15 protein-coding genes are annotated in these 19,336 nt (G+C 73.7%); 11 read left to right on the top strand and 4 right to left on the bottom strand.

The genetic code is table 11. From position 1 onward, the window contains the following. Positions 1 to 24: 24 nt before the first annotated feature. The gene (locus tag ACZ6AQ_RS01295) at positions 25 to 813 is read left to right on the top strand and encodes a class I SAM-dependent methyltransferase (protein WP_468756597.1); all 789 of its coding nucleotides are present in this window, start codon (positions 25 to 27) and stop codon (positions 811 to 813) included. Between the two features lie 282 nt (positions 814 to 1,095). Continuing rightward, a complete protein-coding gene (locus ACZ6AQ_RS01290; RefSeq protein ID WP_388691387.1) occupies positions 1,096 to 1,500 on the top strand; it encodes a DUF3040 domain-containing protein in 405 nt (134 codons plus the stop codon). 353 nt (positions 1,501 to 1,853) lie between these two features. Here the strand turns inward: ACZ6AQ_RS01290 and ACZ6AQ_RS01285 are convergent, their stop codons facing one another. The 4 genes from ACZ6AQ_RS01285 to ACZ6AQ_RS01270 form a co-directional block, all read right to left on the bottom strand. Further along, positions 1,854 to 4,268 (bottom strand): transglutaminase TgpA family protein, encoded by a 2,415-nt coding sequence (locus ACZ6AQ_RS01285; RefSeq protein ID WP_468756596.1) that lies wholly within the window; start codon positions 4,266 to 4,268, stop codon positions 1,854 to 1,856. After that, a complete protein-coding gene (locus tag ACZ6AQ_RS01280) occupies positions 4,265 to 5,617 on the bottom strand; it encodes a DUF58 domain-containing protein (RefSeq protein ID WP_468756594.1) in 1,353 nt (450 codons plus the stop codon). Before ACZ6AQ_RS01280 ends, ACZ6AQ_RS01285 begins: the two co-directional genes overlap by 4 nt. Then, positions 5,617 to 6,636 (bottom strand): AAA family ATPase, encoded by a 1,020-nt coding sequence (locus ACZ6AQ_RS01275; RefSeq protein ID WP_468756593.1) that lies wholly within the window; start codon positions 6,634 to 6,636, stop codon positions 5,617 to 5,619. Before ACZ6AQ_RS01275 ends, ACZ6AQ_RS01280 begins: the two co-directional genes overlap by 1 nt. A 147-nt stretch (positions 6,637 to 6,783) precedes the next feature. Then, the gene (locus tag ACZ6AQ_RS01270; RefSeq protein ID WP_468756591.1) at positions 6,784 to 7,347 is read right to left on the bottom strand and encodes a beta-class carbonic anhydrase; all 564 of its coding nucleotides are present in this window, start codon (positions 7,345 to 7,347) and stop codon (positions 6,784 to 6,786) included. 410 nt (positions 7,348 to 7,757) lie between these two features. Here ACZ6AQ_RS01270 and rsmH point away from each other — a divergent pair, with 410 nt between their 5' ends. From rsmH to murG, 9 genes are read left to right on the top strand one after another with little or no spacing between them, the layout of a single operon-like run. Beyond that, on the top strand, positions 7,758 to 8,714 hold the full coding sequence (rsmH, locus tag ACZ6AQ_RS01265; RefSeq protein ID WP_468756590.1) for a 16S rRNA (cytosine(1402)-N(4))-methyltransferase RsmH: 957 nt from the start codon (positions 7,758 to 7,760) through the stop codon (positions 8,712 to 8,714). Continuing rightward, positions 8,711 to 9,175, top strand: a complete 465-nt coding sequence (gene ftsL / locus ACZ6AQ_RS01260) for a cell division protein FtsL (RefSeq protein WP_468756589.1) — start codon at positions 8,711 to 8,713, stop codon at positions 9,173 to 9,175. The genes rsmH and ftsL overlap by 4 nt, the downstream gene beginning before the upstream one ends. A 7-nt stretch (positions 9,176 to 9,182) precedes the next feature. Then, positions 9,183 to 11,171 carry a peptidoglycan D,D-transpeptidase FtsI family protein gene (locus ACZ6AQ_RS01255; protein ID WP_468756588.1) on the top strand — a complete coding sequence of 663 codons (1,989 nt, stop codon included), beginning with the start codon at positions 9,183 to 9,185 and terminating at the stop codon, positions 11,169 to 11,171. 16 nt (positions 11,172 to 11,187) lie between these two features. Then, a complete protein-coding gene (locus ACZ6AQ_RS01250; protein WP_468756586.1) occupies positions 11,188 to 12,888 on the top strand; it encodes a UDP-N-acetylmuramoyl-L-alanyl-D-glutamate--2,6-diaminopimelate ligase in 1,701 nt (566 codons plus the stop codon). Positions 12,889 to 12,892: 4 nt separating this feature from the next. Beyond that, positions 12,893 to 14,317 (top strand): UDP-N-acetylmuramoyl-tripeptide--D-alanyl-D-alanine ligase, encoded by a 1,425-nt coding sequence (locus ACZ6AQ_RS01245; protein WP_468756585.1) that lies wholly within the window; start codon positions 12,893 to 12,895, stop codon positions 14,315 to 14,317. After that, on the top strand, positions 14,314 to 15,384 hold the full coding sequence (gene mraY / locus ACZ6AQ_RS01240) for a phospho-N-acetylmuramoyl-pentapeptide-transferase (RefSeq protein ID WP_388691415.1): 1,071 nt from the start codon (positions 14,314 to 14,316) through the stop codon (positions 15,382 to 15,384). Before ACZ6AQ_RS01245 ends, mraY begins: the two co-directional genes overlap by 4 nt. Next, on the top strand, positions 15,366 to 16,805 hold the full coding sequence (gene murD, locus ACZ6AQ_RS01235; RefSeq protein WP_468756583.1) for a UDP-N-acetylmuramoyl-L-alanine--D-glutamate ligase: 1,440 nt from the start codon (positions 15,366 to 15,368) through the stop codon (positions 16,803 to 16,805). Before mraY ends, murD begins: the two co-directional genes overlap by 19 nt. A 55-nt stretch (positions 16,806 to 16,860) precedes the next feature. Then, positions 16,861 to 18,201: a putative lipid II flippase FtsW gene (gene ftsW / locus ACZ6AQ_RS01230; RefSeq protein WP_468756582.1), complete on the top strand. Its 1,341-nt coding sequence runs from the start codon at positions 16,861 to 16,863 to the stop codon at positions 18,199 to 18,201. A gap of 6 nt (positions 18,202 to 18,207) precedes the next feature. Continuing rightward, positions 18,208 to 19,302, top strand: a complete 1,095-nt coding sequence (gene murG, locus ACZ6AQ_RS01225; protein WP_388691422.1) for an undecaprenyldiphospho-muramoylpentapeptide beta-N-acetylglucosaminyltransferase — start codon at positions 18,208 to 18,210, stop codon at positions 19,300 to 19,302. Positions 19,303 to 19,336 lie beyond the last annotated feature (34 nt).

The following is a 19,336-nucleotide window of genomic DNA, read 5'->3' as shown; positions in this document are numbered from 1 at the left end:
CCCGTCACCGAGGAGTCAACAGCCGTGCCGGACCCTTCCCCCGCCTTCGGACGAGAGGCGACCTCACGCCCGTCGCGCGCCTCCCTGCGCACCGCCGTCGTCTGGGACGTCCTCAAGGACGCCCTGGACCGCCGGGTCGAGGCCACCGGGAAGGACGTCCTCGACGTCCTCGACACGGGCGGCGGCTCCGGGAACTTCGCGGTGCCGGTGGCCGGCCTCGGCCACCGGGTCACCGTCGTGGACCCCAGCCCCAACGCCCTCTTCGCGCTGGAGCGCCGGGCCGCCGAGGCCGGCGTCGCCGACCTCGTCACCGGCGTCCAGGGAGACGCCCGCGGCCTCTTCGACGTGGTCGGGCGCGAGGAGTACGACGCCGTGCTCTGCCACGGCGTCCTGGAGTACGTGGACGACCCCGCCGAGGGCGTGCGGAACGCGGTCGCGGCGCTCCGCCCCGGCGGCAGCCTCAGCCTGCTCGCCGCCGGGGTCGGCGGCGCGGTCCTGGCCCGCGCCCTCGCCGGGCACTTCACCGAGGCCCGGCACGCGCTCACCGACCCGGCGGGCCGCTGGGGCGCGGGCGACCCCGTGCCCCGGCGCTTCACCGCCGAGCAGCTCGCCGGACTGGCCACCGGGGCCGGTCTCGCCGTCGGCGCCGTGCACGGCGTCCGGGTCTTCGCCGACCTCGTCCCCGGCGTCCTCGTGGACACCGAGCCGGACGCCGCAGAGGCCCTGCTCAGGCTGGAGGCCGCCGCCGCCGAGCTGCCCGCCTTCCACGCCGTCGCCACCCAGTTGCACGTTCTCGGCGAGAAGCGGGACTGAGCCGGGGCCACCCGTCCGGCGGCCCGGACCGGCGTGCTCCATGGAGTACGCCACAGCCCGCCCGGCACGGCCCCGGGCCCCGTATGATCGAGGGACACCATCCGGCATGACGGACGGGGGGCCGGGGAATCAACGACTCGGCGACCCATCCGCACGGCGGCCCGGATCGGTTGCAGGATTGGCTACTCGGCATGGTGGGCGGGTTTCACGGGGGCGATTCCCTGCCTATTCTGAAAGGGCCGCATACCGGTCGCCCCCGCGACCGACGACTAGGAGGACTCCGTGCCGCTCTCGGAGCACGAGCAGCGCATGCTCGAGCAGATGGAGCGAGCGCTGTACGCCGAAGATCCCAAGTTCGCGACAGCGCTCGAGGGAAGCGGACTGCGTACGTACACCCGGCGACGGGTCTACCAGGCAGTCGCCGGCTTCCTGGTGGGTATCGCGCTCCTCATGGCCGGAATGGTCGCACAGCAGATCTGGATCAGCGTGGTGGGGTTCCTCGTCATGCTGGGCTGCGCGGTCCTGGCGGTCACCGGCTGGCGCAGGGCGCCGAAGCCGGGCGAGCAGCAGGCCGGGGCTGGAACGGCGGCCGTCGGCCGCCGGACCCGGCAGCGACGCTCCATGATGAACCGGATGGAAGAGCGGTGGCAGCGCCGCCGCGACGAACAGCAGGGCGGCGGCCACTGACGGCCTCCTGAGCGGCGCCCCCGCTCCTTCCGCACCCGAACCCCGCGAGGCCGCGCACCCCGAGCGCGCCGGCCTCGCGGGGTTCGAGGTTCTGCGGCCACGCTCCTCACGGCTCACGGCTCACGGCTCACTGTCTCCGGTTTACGGTCTCCGGTTCACGACCTTCTTCCCACGGTCTCCGGATCACGCCCCCTGCTCATGGCCCCGCCCCCTGGTCCACGCCCCCGGGAACCCGCAGCCCGGGAGTCCCGGACCGGGCAGGACCGGACCGGGCAGGACCGGACCGGGCAGGCGCGGGACCGGACGGGCGCGGGACCGGGACCAGGGCCCGGCCCCGGTCCCGCGCCCGTCCCTCAGCCCGTCCCCTGCGGTGCCCGGCGCAGGCGGGACGTCAGCGCCCGGCGGCGGTCCGACCACCCGGCCGCCGTCGACGTCCAGCGGGCCGAGGCCGCCCGGCGGATCCGGGCCGCCGAGCGCGGGACGAGGAGGGCGCGCAGACGGGTGCGGCGGTTCGCACCCGCGTGGAAGCCCGCCCGGACCCGGCCCGCCTCCTCGGCCAGGCCCGCGGCCGGCCGCGGCCGGGGCGCGTACAGCGCCTCCTCCACCGCCCCCGCCACCCGGTGCACCGCCTCCGCGGCCCCGTCCCGCAGCCCGCCCAGACGCACGATCCGCTCCGCCGTCCGCCGGGGCGTCCGCGAGCCGTCCGGCTCGATCCCGTAGTCCCAGGCGGTGTCGTTGATCTCCCGCCAGACCGCGAGCGTCCGCGCCGCGGTCTCCCCGGCGCCGCGCGTCCCGGCGGAGCCGAGCCGCCGGGCACGGACCCGGGACCGCCAGAACAGCGGCAGGAGCGGCAGAACGAGGACCGCCACCACGGCCAGGGACAGCAGCACCACCGTCAGCGGGTCCGGCCCGGAGCCGCCCGGGGTCGCCCCGGCCGCCATCGCCTTCGGGTCGCAGTCGCCGAGCCGGCGCATCTGCGGCGTGCAGCTCTCCGACGCGCTCGGCGCGGCCGACGGCGCCTCGGACGCGCTCGGCCCCGGCTGGGCGGGCCCGGTGGCGGCGCCCGTCGGCGCGGCCTCCCGGGCGTACGACGGGGTGGAGCCCCGCGACGGGGTCGGTTCGAACCGCGTCCAGCCCGCTCCCTCGAAGTACAGCTCGGGCCACGCGTGCGCGTCCCGGATGCCGACCGACACCGATCCGTCGGTCTGCGTCGTGCCCGGCATGAAGCCCACGGCCACCCGGGCCGGAATGCCGAGCGACCGGGCCATCGCCGCCATCGAGAAGGAGAAGTGGACGCAGAAGCCCTCCTTGTCCTTCAGGAAGCGGGAGACCGCCTGCACCCCGGTGCCGGACTCCACGTCGACGTCGTAGCGGAAGCCGCCGTCCCGCGCGAACCAGTCCTGGAGCCGTACGGCCCGCTCGTAGTCGTTGCGCGCGCCCGCGGTGACGGCCAGGGCCGTCTTCCGCACGTCGGGCGGCAGCGACGCGGGCACCCTGGTGTACTCGTGGCGCAGCTTCTCCGGGGCGGCCGGGGCGGCGGCGAGCTGCTCCGCCGTCGGCTCCGTCTCCAGGCTGGTGACCTGGTAGCGGGCGCCCCGGGTGGTCTGCCCGTCGTCGCCGACCAGCATCCGGCCGGCCGGTTCGTAGCGCCAGCGCCCGTCGATGTCCACCCGGGCGGCCGGGTACGGCATCGGCAGCCACTTCTGCTCGTACGCGTCGGAGGCGACGAGGTTGGTGGTCACCTCGGTGACCCGGACGCCCTGCGCGAGCCCCTCCGGCCACGGCAGCCGCTCGGGCACGTCCTCGATCGGGCGGACCGAGGACTTCCACGAGACGCCGTCGAACCGGTCGAGCGCGACGAGCCGCAGGTACATGCCGCTGTTGTCGGGGGCGTTGGTCCGGTAGCGCAGGACCTCCCGGTCCTCCTGCTGGCGCAGGTCGTCCTGGAGGGAGACCAGCGGATTGACGGCGGAGATCGTGCCGCCCTTGCCGGTGCCCCCGGTCCCCTCGCCCCCACCGGTGCCACCGAGGAGGCCGCCGTCCAGGCCGGGCAGCACGAACGGCACCACCAGCGCGACCCCCATGGCCGCGGCCCCGATGCGGCGGCCGGTCCGGGTCGGGGCGAAGGACGGGCCGTCGCCGACGGGGGAGCCGGGCCGGCCGGAACGCCGGGCGCCGCCGAAGACCCGCCCCCACCGGGAGAGCCGGTCGCGGCCCTCCGAGAGGAGGAGCAGCAGATAACCGGTGGCCGCGAGGAGGAACCAGAGCCACCCCGCGCCGCCGCCGGAGAGGCCGGCCGCCACCGAGTACAGGGCGAGCAGCGGCAGACCGGCCGGCGCCGCCCTGCGGAAGGTGACGGCGAGGGCGTCCACCAGGAGCCCGATCACCACCACCCCGCCGACCAGCATCAGCCGGATGCCCTCGGTGTCCGGCGCGGGAACGGCGTACTGGCCGACGTCCTCGGCACCGGCCCGGAACAGCCCGGCGGCGTGTGCGAACGCCGCAGGCCCGGGGAACAGCCCCAGCACCGCCCGCTCGCGCGCGAAGATCACGGTCAGCGCGAGCAGCGCGACGGCGGTCTGGACCGCCAGGACCGGCCACCGGGCCGACGGCATCCGCCGGGCCGGCGCGCCCGCTCCGCCCACCAGGGCGAGCACGAAGGCCGCCGTGAAGATCCAGGTCGCCGGTCTGACCAGCGGGAGCAGGGCCCCGGCCGCCATCAGGGTGGCGGCCCACGAGGCCAGCGCCAGCCGTGCGGGCCCGCTCATGACCATCCTCCGTAAGGGGTGTCGGCGGTGGTTTCCGCGCCGTCCCCGGCCGCCTGCTGCCACAGATCGGCGAGCCGTGCGCCGGGCGGCACGGCCAGCGCCGTCCAGCCCGCCTCGCGGAGCTGCCGCACCCGGTCCCCGACCGCCCCGGAGACGGAACCGCCGGTGAGCCAGGCGCCGGAGTCCAGGAGGAAGGCGACGGCCGCACCGGTGCGCCCGCGCATCCGGCCGACCAGGGCGGCCTGCTCCTCGTCCAGGTCGCCGAGGAAGGCGACGAGCAGCCCGTCGCCGCCCGCCCGCAGCACGTCGGAGGCGCGCGAGAGGCCGGCGCCCTCGGAGTGGCCGATCACGGCGAGGGTGTCCATCATCAGCCCGGCCGAGTCCGCCGGGTCCTGCATCGGGCCGCCGAAGCCCTCGGAGCCCTCCCCGGGGACGGCGCTGCCGGTGTCCGTGAGCAGCCGGACCGCGTAGCCGCGCTCCAGCATGTGGACGAGCGCGGAGGCGGCGCCGGAGACCGCCCACTCGAAGGCGGAGTCGGGTCCCGCGCCCTGGTGGGCGACTTCGCGGGTGTCGAGGAGGACGGTGCAGCGGGCACGCTGCGGCTGCTCCTCGCGGCGGACCATCAGCTCGCCGTAGCGGGCGGTGGAGCGCCAGTGCACCCGGCGCAGGTCGTCGCCGTGCCGGTAGGCGCGGGGAATGATGTCGTCGTCGCCCGCGAGGGCGAGCGAGCGCTGCTGTCCGTCGCCGTACCCGCCGGCCGCGCCGAGGAGCCCGACCGGCGGCAGGGCCTCGGTCCTGGGCACGACGGTGAGGGTGTCGTACGAGCTGAAGGAGCGGGTCAGCTCGCACAGCCCGAACGGGTCGGCCAGCCGCATCTGGAGCGGCCCGAGCGGGAAGCGGCCGCGCAGGTCGGAGCGGACCCGGTAGGACACCTCGCGCCGCCCGCCGGCCTCGACCCGGTCGAGGACGAAGCGGGGACGGGAGCCCAGTGTGTAGGGCACGTGGTCCTGGAGCATGAGCAGACCGGTGGGGAGCCGGGAGACGTTCTCCATCAGCAGCCCGACCCGGGCCTCGGTGCCCGTCTCCACGCGCCGGGGCGTGAGCCGGCGCGAGGTCGCGACCCGGTACCGGGTCCGGTGCAGCACCAGGACGCAGAGCAGCGGCAGGACGGCGAGCAGCAGTCCGACGCGCAGCAGGTCGGCCTGGCCGAGGACGTACGCGCAGACGGCGGCGGCCACCCCGGCGGCGAGGAAGGAACGGCCCCGGGTGGTGAGGCCGCCCAGGGCGGTCCGCAGCCCGCCCCGGTCGTCCTCGCCCCGCCGCCCGTCCGGCACGGCGGTGTCCGTCATCACGGCTGCCGGGTGCCGGGCCGCTGCCCGCCGTGGAGCGGGACGGCGGACGGGGCCGAGGCCGGGACGGGGGTGCTCTGGAGGATGTCGTGGACGACCTGCTCGGCGGTGCGGCGGTTCAGCCGGGCCTGCGCCGTCGGCAGCAGCCGGTGGGCGAGGACGGGCGCGGCGAGGGCCTGGAGGTCGTCCGGCAGGACGTACTCGCGTCCGTCGAGCGCGGCGGAGGCACGGGCGGCCCGCAGCAGGTGGAGGGTGGCCCGGGGGGAGGCGCCGAGCCGCAGGTCGGGATGGGCGCGGGTGGCGGCGACGAGGTCGACCGCGTACCGGCGCACGGCGTCGGCGACGTGCACCGCGCGCACCGCCTCGATCAGCTTGAGCACGTCGTGGGCGTGGGCCACCGGCCGGAGCCCGTCCAGCGGGGAGACCGAACCGTGCGCGTCGAGCATCCGGAACTCGGCCTCGGCGCTCGGGTAGCCGATGGAGACCCGGGCCATGAAGCGGTCGCGCTGGGCTTCGGGCAGCGGGTAGGTGCCCTCCATCTCGACCGGGTTCTGGGTGGCGACGACCATGAACGGACCGGGCAGCTCGTACGTCCGGCCGTCGACGGTGACCTGCCGCTCCTCCATGGACTCCAGGAGCGCGGACTGGGTCTTCGGCGAGGCGCGGTTGATCTCGTCGCCGATCACGATCTGGGCGAAGATCGCGCCGGGCTTGAACTCGAACTCCCGCCGCTGCTGGTCGAAGACCGACACGCCCGTGACGTCCGAGGGCAGCAGGTCGGGGGTGAACTGGATGCGGCGCACCGAGCAGTCGATGGACCGGGCCAGCGTCTTGGCCAGCATGGTCTTGCCGACGCCGGGGACATCCTCGATGAGGAGGTGCCCCTCGGCGAGCAGCACGGTCAGCGAAAGCCGTACGACCTCGGGCTTGCCCTCGATCACACTCTCCACCGACCCGCGGATTCGCTCCACGGTGGTGGTCAGATCAGTGAGGCTCGCTCGATCGTCATAGGTCGTCACCCGGCCCTCCTCGGCCTTCCGGAACACACGGACACCTGCCCCCGGCGGGATCTTCGGGGGGTGTCCACCCGGGCATTCTCGTGGGCCCGGCCGGGTCGTGTCACTCGGCTGCCGGCAAGTGCGGAGGATATGCCGGGGTTTCGACCGTTAAACCTGGTCGGAGGGGGAGCCGTCCGACGGGTCGATCTCGCGCAGCAGACCCGTCGTCACGTCGAAGACGAAGCCCCGCACGTCGTCGGTGTGCAGCAGGAAGGGGGAGGTCCGCACCCGCTGCATCGACTGCCGGACGTCCTGGTCCACGTCGCGGAACGCCTCGACCGCCCAGGCCGGCCGCTGGCCGACCTCCATCTCCAGCTCGTGCCGGAACTCCTCGGTGAGGGACTCCAGACCGCAGTTGGTGTGGTGGATCAGGACCACGCTGCGCGTCTTCAGGGCGCGCTGGCTGATGGTGAGCGAGCGGATCACGTCGTCGGTGACCACGCCGCCCGCGTTGCGGATGGTGTGGCAGTCGCCGAGTTCGAGGCCGAGGGCCGCGTGCAGGTCGAGACGGGCGTCCATGCAGGCGACGACGGCGACGCCCAGCACGGGGCGCGCGTCCATTCCGGGATCGGTGAAGCCGGCGGCGTAGCGTTCGTTCGCCTCGACGAGACGGTCGGTGACCGTGGAGCCGGTCCGTACGGCGTCGGCGGAGTGGTGTGCGGAGGTCGACATGGTTCAGACGTTATCGGCCACGGGTCGCCGGGGCCCGTCGTGACAAGGGACAAAGAACGTCAATGAACCTTGTTGTGAGGTAATCCACAAGGGTGAGGGGCGCGTCCCGAACGGGTGACCCGTCCGGAATGTCCCTCCGGCGCACCGGAGCCGTGCGACGCGCCAGCCGGTTGATTGACCGGCGGGTCCGGTGGACTAAAGTGACGCGAAGTTCACGGAGAAGACGAGCGGTTTCCGCTGTTTCTCCCCCGTGTGTGCGGCGGTACCTACGGCTCGGCCTCCTCCCGCTCGCCGGTCGGCCGACGCGCCCTTCCGGCGCCGGGCGACCCTCCCCTTCAGCCGGGGCGCCCCGGCGGCGAGCGGGCGGGGACCCGGCGGTACGTGCCCCGTGCCCGACCCGAGAAGGTGCGTTGAGCAACGACCGACACGTCCCGGTGATGCTCCAGCGGTGCCTGGACATGTTGGCCCCCGCCCTGGAGCGCCCCGGCGCGGTCGTCGTCGACTGCACCCTGGGGCTCGGCGGCCACAGCGAGGCCCTCCTGGAACGGTTCCCCGAGGTGCGGCTCGTCGCCCTCGACCGGGACAGGGAGGCCCTGCGCCTCTCCGGCGAACGGCTCGCCCCCCACGGGGACCGCGCCACCCTCGTCCACGCGGTGTACGACGAACTGCCCGAGGTCCTCGACCGGCTCGGCATCGCCGAGGTGGACGGCGTCCTGTTCGACCTGGGCGTCTCCTCCATGCAGCTCGACGAGACCGACCGGGGCTTCGCCTACGCCCAGGACGCCCCGCTCGACATGCGCATGGACCAGTCGACCGGCATCGGCGCGGCCGAGGTCCTCAACACCTACCCGCCCGGCGAACTGGTCCGCATCCTGCGCGCGTACGGCGAGGAGAAGCAGGCCAAGCGGATCGTCTCCGCGATCGTGCGCGAGCGCGAGCGGGAACCGTTCACCACCAGCGCCCGGCTGGTCGAACTCATCCGTGACGCCCTGCCCCAGGCCGCCAAGCGCACCGGAGGCAACCCGGCCAAGCGCACCTTCCAGGCCCTGCGCATCGAGGTCAACCACGAGCTGGAGAGCGTCGAGCGGGCGATCCCGGCGGCCGTGAAGGCCCTCGCCCTCGGCGGCCGGATCGCCGTCCTCTCGTACCAGTCCCTGGAGGACCGCATCGTCAAGCAGGTCTTCGCGGCCGGTGCGGCGACCACCGCCCCGCCCGGCCTGCCGGTCGTCCCCGAGAAGTACCAGCCCCGCCTGAAGCTGCTCACCCGCGGCGCCGAGCTGCCCACCGAGGAGGAGGTCGCCGAGAACCGGCGCGCCGCCCCGGCCCGGCTGCGGGGCGCCGAGCGCATCCGGAAAGACGTCCCGTGAGCCCGGCGAAGGGGCCGCTCAAAGGGCGCGCCGAACGGCTCGGGCGGCTCATGCCGTCGGAGCCCGGCACGCCCGCCCGCACCCCCTTCGTCCTGCTCGTCGTGGTGCTGCTCGGCGGCGGCCTGATCAGCCTCCTCCTGCTGAACTCGGCGCTCAACCAGGGCTCCTTCCGGCTGAACGAGCTGAAGAACGAGACCACCGAACTGACCGACGAGGAACAGGCCCTCCAGCGGGCCGTGGACGACTACGCGGCCCCCGACGCCCTGGAACGGCGCGCCCGCGAACTCGGCATGGTCCCGGGCGGCAGCCCCGCCTTCCTCGGCCCGGACGGCAAGGTGCTCGGCAGGCCCTCCGCCGCCCCCGCGCCGACCTCCGCCCCGACGGTCCCGCCCACCGCGGGGTCCCCCGCCGCCCCGACGACGACCGCGCCCGCAACCGCTCCGACGACCTCCGGCAGGTGACCGAGCAGTGCCCCCCAAGGAGCCCCCGCGCCGCCGTGTCCCCGGCCCCGCCCGGCCCGCCCGGCCACGGCCCGCCGCGGCCTCCGGCGGGACCCGCGCACCCCGCCCCGCGCCGCGCCCGGCCGCCGGCCGGACCGCGCCCCGCCCCCCGGCCCGGCGGCCCCGCACCATCCGGCTCGGCAACCCCCGGCCCCGGCTGCGCCTGGTCTCCCTGGGCCTGACCCTCGTCATGCTGGTCTTCGTCGTCCGGCTGCTCCAGGTCCAGGCCGTCGACGCCGGCGCGTACGCCGCCAAGGCCGACAAGTACCGCTTCCAGGAGTACACGCTCTCCGCCGAACGGGGCGAGATCACCGACCGCAACGGCATCGCCCTCGCCGCCAGCGTCGACGCGTACGACATCACCGCCGACCCCAAGCTCTTCACCCCCGAGGAGAGCGGAACCGCGGACGCCCCCGAGCGGGCGGCCGCCCTCCTCGCCCCGATCCTCGGCAAGCGGCCCGCCGAACTGGCGAAGAAGCTCCGCACCCCCAAGTCCCGCTACACCCTGCTGGCCCGCAAGCAGACCCCGCAGGTCTGGAACCAGATCAAGGACCTCAAGAGGTTCTACGGCCAGAAGGCCCAGACCTCCGCGGGCGGCAAGGGGGTCAACCTCCTCGGCGGCGTCCTCAGCGAGCCCAGCAGCAAGCGCGTCTACCCGAACGGCGGACTCGCCGCCGGGATACTGGGATACGTCAATGCCGAGGGCCGGGGCGCCGGCGGCGTGGAGTCCATGCTCGACCCGGAGCTGGCCGGCAAGGACGGCATCATCCGGTTCACCCAGTCCGGTGGCCGCCAGGTGCCCACCGCGGGCTCCCGGGGCACCCCCGCCGTCCCCGGCTCCGACATCGAGCTGACCATCGACCGGGACATCCAGTGGGCCGCCCAGCGGGCCATCACCGAACAGGTGGAGAAGTCCGCGGCCGACCGCGGCTACGTCGTCGTGCAGGACACCGCGACCGGCGAGATCCTCGCCCTGGCCAACGCCCCCGGCTTCGACCCCAACGACCTCTCCGCCGCCAACTCCGCCGCCATGGGCAACGCCGCCCTCCAGGACGCCTACGAGCCCGGCTCCACCAGCAAGGTCATGTCCATGGCCGCCGTCCTGGAGGAGGGGAAAGCCGCCCCCGACACCCACGTCACCGTCCCCAACCGGCTCCACCGCGGCGACCGGCTCTTCAAGGACGACGTCGACCACGACACCTGGTACCTGACCCTCAACGGCGTCCTCGCCAAGTCCAGCAACATCGGCACCATCCTCGCCACCGGCCGGCTCGGCCCCACCCAGGCCGAGTCCAACAAGGTCCTCCACTCCTACCTGCGCAGGTTCGGCATCGGCAGCCCCACCGGCCTCGGCTATCCGGGGGAGACCTCCGGCATCCTCGCCAGACCCCAGGACTGGTCGACCTCGCAGCAGTACACGATCCCCTTCGGCCAGGGACTCTCCGTCAACGCCGTCCAGGCCGCATCCGTGTACTCCACCATCGCCAACGGAGGCGTGCGGATCGCCCCGACGCTCGTCCGCGGCACCAGGGGGCCCGACGGACGCTTCGCCCGGGCGCCCGAGCCCGAGCGGTCACGGGTCGTCAGCGAGAAGACCGCCAGGACCCTCGCCACCATGCTGGAGTCCGTCGTCGAGGACCGGGAGGGCACCGGCACCAAGGCCGCCATCCCCGGATACCGCGTCGCGGGCAAGACCGGCACCGCCAACCGGGTCGATCCCGAACTCGGCCGGTACAAGGGCTACACCGCCTCCTTCGCCGGCTTCGCCCCCGCCGACAAACCGCGGATCACCGTCTACTGCGCCGTCCAGAACCCCACCCGGGGCAGCCACTTCGGCGGCCAGATCTGCGGACCCGTCTACAAGAAGGTCATGGAGTTCTCCCTCAAGACCCTCCACGTCGCCCCCACCGGCGACGCCCCCGCCCGACTGCCGGTCACCTTCGACCCCACCCCGTGACACTCCGGGAGCACCAGTGACAACGATCACCCCCCATTCCGGGAACCGGAAATCGAACTCCGGCGAGACCCCCGGCTCTTTTGGCCCCCCACAGGGTGCGCCCGGTACGCTCACCGCCGTGCCACACGCTGATCAGTACCGAACCACCCCGCCACGGCCGGAACGGGTCCGCCCGACACCCCTGGGCGACCTGGCCGCGCAGCTCGGGACCGACGTCACCGGGACCGCCGAGGTCACGGGCATCACGCACGACTCCCGGGCGGTGCGCCCCGGGGACGTGTACGCGGCCCTGCCCGGCGCCCGCGCCCACGGCGCCGACTTCGTCGCCCAGGCCGCCGGACTCGGTGCCGCCGCGATCCTCACCGACCCGGCGGGCGCCGACCGCGCCGCCGCGACCGGCCTGCCGGTCCTGGTCGTCGAGGACCCGCGCGGCCGGATGGGCGAACTCGCCGCCGAGATCTACGGACGGCCCGGCGCCGGCCTCCTGAAGATCGGCATCACCGGCACCTCCGGCAAGACCACCACCGCCTACCTGGTGGAGGGGGGACTGCGCGGCGCCGGACGGCGGACCGGGCTCGTCGGCACCGTCGAGATGCGGATCGGCGACGAGCGCGTCAAGTCCGAGCGCACCACCCCCGAGGCCACCGACCTCCAGGCCCTTTTCGCCGTCATGCGCGAGCGGGACGTGGAGGCCGTCGCCATGGAGGTCTCCAGCCACGCCCTCGTGCTCGGCCGGGTCGACGGCTGCGTCTTCGACGTCGCCGTCTTCAACAACCTCAGCCCGGAGCACATGGAGTTCCACTCCGACATGGAGGACTACTACCGGGCCAAGGCCGGGCTCTTCACGCCCGCCCGCAGCCGCCTGGCCGTGGTCAACCTGGACGACGCGTACGGCCGCAGGCTCGCCGGGGAGGCCGGCGTCCCGGTCGTCACCTTCTCCGCCGAGGGCCGCGCCGACGCCGACTGGCGCGCCGAGGACCTCGTCCTGGGCTCCCACGACTCGACGTTCACCGCCGTCGGCCCCGGCGGCGAGCGGATTCCCGCCACCGCCCCGCTGCCCGGCCCGTTCAACGTCGCCAACACCCTCGCCGCGATCGCGACCCTCGCCGTCGCCGGCCTCGACCCGAAGGCCGCCGCCGAGGGCGTCGCCGCCGTCCCCGGCGTACCCGGCCGCCTGGAGCGCGTGGACGCCGGCCAGCCGTACCTCGCGGTCGTCGACTACGCGCACAAGACGGACGCCGTCGAATCGGTCCTGCGCTCCCTGCGCGAGGTCACCGAGGGCCGGCTGCACGTGGTCATCGGCTGCGGCGGCGACCGCGACACCACCAAGCGCGGCCCGATGGGCGCCGCCGCGGCCCGGCTCGCCGACACCGCCGTCCTCACCTCGGACAACCCCCGCTCCGAGGACCCCCTCGCCATCCTCACCGCCATGCTCGCGGGCGCCGCGGAGGTGCCCGCCGACGAGCGCGGCGAGGTGCTCGTCCTCGCCGACCGCGCCGCCGCGATCGCCGCCGCCGTCGCCCGCGCCCGGCCGGGCGACACCGTCCTGGTCGCGGGCAAGGGCCACGAACAGGGCCAGGAGACCGCCGGAACCGTCCGCCCCTTCGACGACCGCGAGGTCCTGCGCGCCGCGATCCTCGAACGGAACGCCCCGCCCGCCCCGACCGCTCCGTCGGGCAGCGGCGCCGAAGCCACTCACCAGAACAGTCAGGGATGAAGCAGTGATCGCCCTCTCCCTCGCCGAGATCGCCGGAATCGTCGGCGGGCAGACGCACGACATACCGGACGCCGACGCCCGGATCACCGGGCCCGTCGTCATCGACTCCCGCGAGGTGCGGGCCGGCAGCCTCTTCGCGGCCTTCGCCGGTGAGCGCGTCGACGGCCACGACTACGCGGAACGCGCCGTCGAGGCGGGTGCGACGGCCGTGCTCGCCACCCGCCCCGTCGGCGTGCCCGCGATCGTCGTGGACGACGTCCAGACCGCCCTCGGGGCCCTCGCCCGCGCCGTCGTCGAACGGCTCGGCACCGATGTCGTCGCCCTCACCGGCTCGGCGGGCAAGACCTCCACCAAGGACCTGATCGCCCAGGTCCTCGGCCGGCACGCCCCCACCGTGTGGACGCCCGGCTCGCTCAACAACGAGATCGGCCTGCCGCTCACGGCGCTCCGCGCGACCGACGAGACCCGGCACCTGGTCCTGGAGATGGGCGCCCGCGGCATCGGCCACATCCGCTACCTCACCGGCCTCACCCCGCCCCGCATCGGCCTCGTCCTCAACGTGGGCTCCGCCCACATCGGCGAGTTCGGCGGCCGGGAGCAGATCGCCGTGGCCAAGGGCGAACTGGTCGAGGCGCTGCCCACCGAGGCCGAGGGGGGAGTGGCGGTCCTCAACGCCGACGATCCCCTCGTCCGCGCCATGGCGGACCGCACCAAGGCCCGGGTGGTCCTCTTCGGCGAAGCGGACGAAGCGGCCGTACGTGCCGAGAACGTCCACCTCACGGAGGCCGGGACGCCCTCTTTCCGGCTTCACACACCCACCGGGTGCGGCGACGTGACCTTGCGCCTGTACGGTGAGCACCACGTGTCGAACGCGCTCGCCGCGGCCGCCGTCGCGCACGAGCTGGGCATGCCTGTCGAGGAGATCGCCACCGCGCTCTCCGAGGCCGGCTCCCTGTCGCGCTGGCGCATGGAGGTCACCGAGCGTCCGGACGGCGTGACGATCGTCAACGACGCCTACAACGCGAATCCCGAGTCCATGCGAGCCGCCCTGCGCGCGCTCGCGGCCATGGGCAGGGCCGCACAGGCCCGCGGGGGCCGCACGTGGGCGGTGCTCGGCAAGATGGCCGAACTCGGTGACGCATCGCTCGCCGAGCACGACGCGGTCGGACGGCTCGCCGTCCGGCTCAACGTCAGCAAGCTCGTGGCGGTCGGGGACAGGGAAGCGTCCTGGCTGCGACTGGGCGCATATAACGAGGGTTCGTGGGGTGAGGAGTCGGTGCACGTGTCCGACGCGCAGGCGGCGGTCGACCTGTTGCGCAGTGAGCTGCGCCCGGGAGACGTCGTCCTTGTGAAGGCGTCCAGGTCGGTCGGTCTCGAACAGGTCGCCACGGCCCTCCTCGACACCGAGGGCGAGGTCACCGGCCGATGAGGCAGATCCTCTTCGCGGGGGCCATCGGGCTCTTCCTGACCCTGATCGGCACCCCGCTGCTCATCAAGCTCCTCGCGCGCAAGGGGTACGGGCAGTTCATCCGCGACGACGGCCCCCGAGGCCACGCCGGGAAGAAGGGCACGCCCACCATGGGCGGCATCTCCTTCATCCTGGCCACGCTCATCGCGTACGCCCTGGCCAAGGTCATCACCGGCGAACCGCTCTCCTACTCCGGCGTGCTGGTCCTCTTCCTGATGACCGGCATGGGTCTGGTCGGCTTCCTCGACGACTACATCAAGATCGTCAAGCAGCGGTCGCTCGGCCTGCGGGCCAAGGCGAAGATGGCCGGCCAGCTGATCGTGGGCATCGCCTTCGCGGTGCTCGCGCTCCAGTTCTCCGACTCGCGCGGCCTCACTCCGGCCTCCGAGAAGCTCTCCTTCATCACGGACTTCGGCTGGACCATCGGCCCGGTGCTCTTCGTGGTCTGGGCGCTCTTCATGATCCTGGCCATGTCCAACGGCGTGAACCTGACGGACGGTCTGGACGGCCTGGCCACCGGCGCCTCGGTGATGGTCTTCGGCGCGTACACCTTCATCGGCCTCTGGCAGTTCCAGGAGTCCTGCGCCAACGCGCTGACCCTCACCAACCCGAACGCCTGCTTCGAGGTCCGTGACCCGCTCGACCTCGCGGTCGTGGCCTCCGCCCTCATGGGAGCCTGTTTCGGCTTCCTCTGGTGGAACACCTCGCCCGCCAAGATCTTCATGGGCGACACCGGCTCGCTCGCCCTCGGCGGCGCCCTCGCCGGTCTCGCCATCTGCTCCCGTACGGAGCTCCTGCTGGCCCTGCTCGGCGGCCTGTTCGTACTGATCACGATGTCCGTGGTCATCCAGGTCGGCTCGTTCAAGATGACCGGCAAGCGCGTCTTCCGGATGGCTCCCCTCCAGCACCACTTCGAACTCAAGGGGTGGTCCGAGGTCCTGGTCGTCGTCCGGTTCTGGATCATCCAGGGCATGTGCGTGATCGTGGGCCTGGGCCTCTTCTACGCGGGATGGGCGTCGGCGAAGTGACACAGCGGCTCGACTGGAACGGCAAGAACGTCACCGTCGCGGGACTCGGCGTCTCCGGCGTCCCGGCCGCCCGCGCCCTGCGCGGACTCGGCGCGCGGGTGACCGTGGTCAACGACGGCGACGACGAGCGCTCCCGGGCCCAGGCCGCCGCCCTGGAGGCGGAGGGGATCGCCGTCCGGCTCGGCGACGGCGACTCCCTGCCGTCCGGCACCGAGCTGATCGTCACCGCTCCCGGCTGGCGCCCCGACAAGCCGCTCTTCAGGGCCGCCGCCGAGGCGGGCGTCGAGATCTGGGGCGACGTCGAACTGGCCTGGCGGCTCCGGGGCCCCGGAGCCGCCCCCTGGCTCGCGGTCACCGGCACCAACGGCAAGACCACGACCGTGCGGATGCTCGCCTCCATCCTGGAGGCGGCCGGCCTGCGGACCGCCGCCGTCGGCAACATCGGCGTCTCGCTCCTCGACGCCGTCCTCGGCGCGGAGGAGTACGACGTGCTCGCCGTCGAACTCTCCAGCTACCAGCTCCACTGGGCGCCCTCGGTCCGCGCCCACTCGGCCGCCGTGCTCAACCTGGCGCCCGACCACCTCGACTGGCACGGCTCCATGGAGGCGTACGCCGCCGACAAGGGCCGGATCTACGAGGGCAACCGGGTCGCCTGCGTCTACAACACGGCCGACGCGGCGACCGAGGACCTGGTCCGCGAGGCCGACGTCGAGGAGGGCTGCCGGGCGATCGGCTTCACCCTCGGCACCCCCGGCCCCTCCGAACTCGGCGTGGTCGAGGGCATCCTCGTCGACCGGGCCTTCGTGGAGAACCGGCAGAAGAACGCCCAGGAGCTGGCCGAGGTCGCGGACGTGCGGCCGGCGGCCCCGCACAACGTCGCCAACGCCCTCGCCGCGGCCGCCCTGGCCCGCGCCTTCGGCGTCGACGCCAGGGCCGTACGGGACGGCCTCAGGGCCTTCCGGCCCGACCCCCACCGCATCGAGCCGGTCGAGGAGGTCGGGGGGGTCGTGTACGTGGACGACTCCAAGGCCACCAACACCCACGCCGCGGAAGCCTCGTTGGCGGCCTACGACCCGGTCGTCTGGATCGCCGGCGGCCTCGCCAAGGGCGCCACCTTCGACGAGCTGGTGCGGAAGGCGGCGAAGCGCCTGCGCGGAGCCGTCCTGATCGGCGCCGACCGGGCCCTGATCCGCGAAGCCCTGGCGCGACACGCCCCGGAGGTCCCGGTGGTGGACCTCGACCGGACCGACACTGGGGCGATGTCCGAGGCGGTCCGCGAGGCGGCCCGGCTCGCCCGCCCGGGAGACACGGTCCTGCTCGCCCCGGCCTGCGCCTCGATGGACATGTTCACCAACTACAACGAGCGCGGCGAGGCGTTCGCGGACGCGGTCCGCGCCCTCGCCGCCACCGGGGACGCCTGACCCGACCAGTGGGAGGGTCCGGCAGCACCGGACACGACCGGAGGGGACAGCGACCATGCCGAGCAAGATCGCCGGGACGCGCCGGCCCTCCGCCGCACGCGGCGGAGGGCGGACTCCCGCGACCCCGCGGCGGACGCGGGGCGGAGGGGCGCGGGGTCTGTACGAGCGGGCCAGGAAGGCCTGGGACCGCCCTCTCACGGCGTACTACGTGATCATCGGCGCGGGGATGCTCATCACCGCCCTCGGGCTCGTGATGGTCTACTCCGCCTCGATGATCACGGCGCTCACCTACGAGCTGGTGCCCTCGTACTTCTTCCGGAAGCAGTTCTTCGCCGCCCTCCTCGGCACCGGACTGCTGTTCGTCGCCTCCCGGATGCCGGTGAAGCTGCACCGGGCGCTGGCCTATCCGCTCCTGGTCGGCGCGGTCTTCCTGATGGTCCTGGTCCAGATCCCCGGGATAGGGCACGCGGTCAACGGCAACCAGAACTGGATCTCCCTCGGCGGCCCCTTCCAGCTCCAGCCCAGCGAGTTCGGCAAGCTGGCGCTGATCCTGTGGGGGGCCGACCTGCTCGCCCGCAAACAGGACATGCGGCTCCTGACCCAGTGGAAGCACATGCTGGTGCCGCTGGTCCCGGGCGCCTTCATGCTGCTCGGCCTGATCATGCTCGGCGGCGACATGGGCACCTCGATCATCCTCGCCGCGATCCTCTTCGGCCTGCTCTGGACGGCCGGAGCGCCCACCCGGCTCTTCGTCGGCGTGCTCGGGACCGCCGGCGCGATCGGCGTGCTGCTCATCAAGACGAGCGACAACCGGATGAAGCGCTTCGACTGCATCGGGGCGACCGATCCGGGCGGCGAGGGAGCCCCCTGCCTCCAGGCCGCGCACGGAATCTATGCTCTGGCGTCGGGCGGCTGGTTCGGTTCCGGGCTCGGTGCGAGCGTGGAGAAATGGGGTCAACTGCCGGAAGCGCACACCGACTTCATCTTCGCGGTCACCGGTGAGGAACTGGGCCTCGCGGGGACGCTGTCGGTACTCGCCCTGTTCGCGGCTCTAGGCTATGCGGGTATCCGCGTGGCCGGAGGCACGGAGGACCCCTTCGTGAGGTTCGCCGCGGGAGGTGTGACCACCTGGATCACGGCGCAGGCCGTGATCAACATCGGTGCGGTGCTCGGCCTGCTGCCGATCGCCGGTGTCCCCCTCCCGCTGTTCTCCTACGGAGGGTCGGCCCTGCTGCCGACCATGTTCGCCGTCGGGCTCCTCATCGCCTTCGCGCGACAGGAACCCGCCGCGAAAGCGGCCCTGGCCATGCGCCGCCCCGGCTGGGGCAAGCGGGTCGGGAAGAGATGGAAGTCGATGCGACGGCGCGTGAAGAAGCGCCCGTCCGGAGAGCGGTGAATTTCGGTGCATGTCGTACTCGCCGGTGGGGGGACCGCCGGCCACATCGAGCCCGCGCTCGCCCTCGCGGACGCCCTGCGGAGGCAGGACCCCAGCGTGGGCATCACGGCGCTCGGCACGGAGAAGGGTCTGGAGACCCGGCTCGTGCCCGAGCGGGGCTACGAGCTGGCGCTCATCCCCGCCGTGCCGCTGCCCCGCAAGCCCACCCCCGAGCTGATCACCGTCCCCGGACGGCTGCGCGGCACGATCAAGGCGGCCGAGCAGATCCTGGAGCGCACCCGGGCGGACTGCGTGGTCGGCTTCGGCGGCTACGTGGCGCTGCCCGGCTACCTGGCGGCCAAGCGGCTCGGCGTGCCGATCGTGGTCCACGAGGCCAACGCCCGGCCGGGCCTGGCCAACAAGATCGGTTCGCGGTACGCGGCCGGGGTCGCCGTCGCCACCCCGGACAGCAAGCTCCGCAACGCCCGTTACATCGGCATCCCGCTGCGGCACACCATCGCGACCCTCGACCGGGCGCGGGTGCGGCCCGAGGCGCGCGCCGCCTTCGGCCTCGACCCGAACCTGCCGACGCTGCTGGTCTCCGGCGGTTCGCAGGGCGCCCGGCGGCTCAACGAGGTGATCCAGCAGGTCGCCCCGGTGCTCCAGCGCTCCGGCATCCAGATCCTGCACGCGGTCGGCCCGAAGAACGAAATGCCGCGCGTCGACAACATGCCCGGTATGCCGCCGTACGTGCCGGTACCGTACGTGGACCGGATGGATCTCGCGTACGCCGCGGCCGACATGATGCTCTGCCGCGCGGGCGCGATGACCGTCGCCGAGCTCTCCGCCGTCGGGCTGCCCGCCGCGTACGTCCCGCTGCCCATCGGCAACGGCGAACAGCGGCTCAACGCCCAGCCGGTGGTCAAGGCCGGCGGCGGGCTCCTCGTCGACGACGCGGAGCTGACGCCGCAGTGGGTGCAGGGCAACGTCCTGCCCGTACTGGCCGATCCGCACCGGTTGTACGAGATGTCCCGCGCCGCCGCCGAGTTCGGGCGCCGGGACGCCGACGACCTGCTCGTCGGCATGGTGTACGAGGCGATCGCCGCCCGCCGCCAGGCGTAGCGCGGCGCGTTCCCCCAGGGACGGAAGGCAGGAG

This window comes from Streptomyces sp. NPDC041191, from assembly GCF_055591945.1.
The sequence above is the reverse complement of the archived record's forward strand: the minus strand, read 5'-3'. Positions and strand labels throughout refer to the sequence as shown.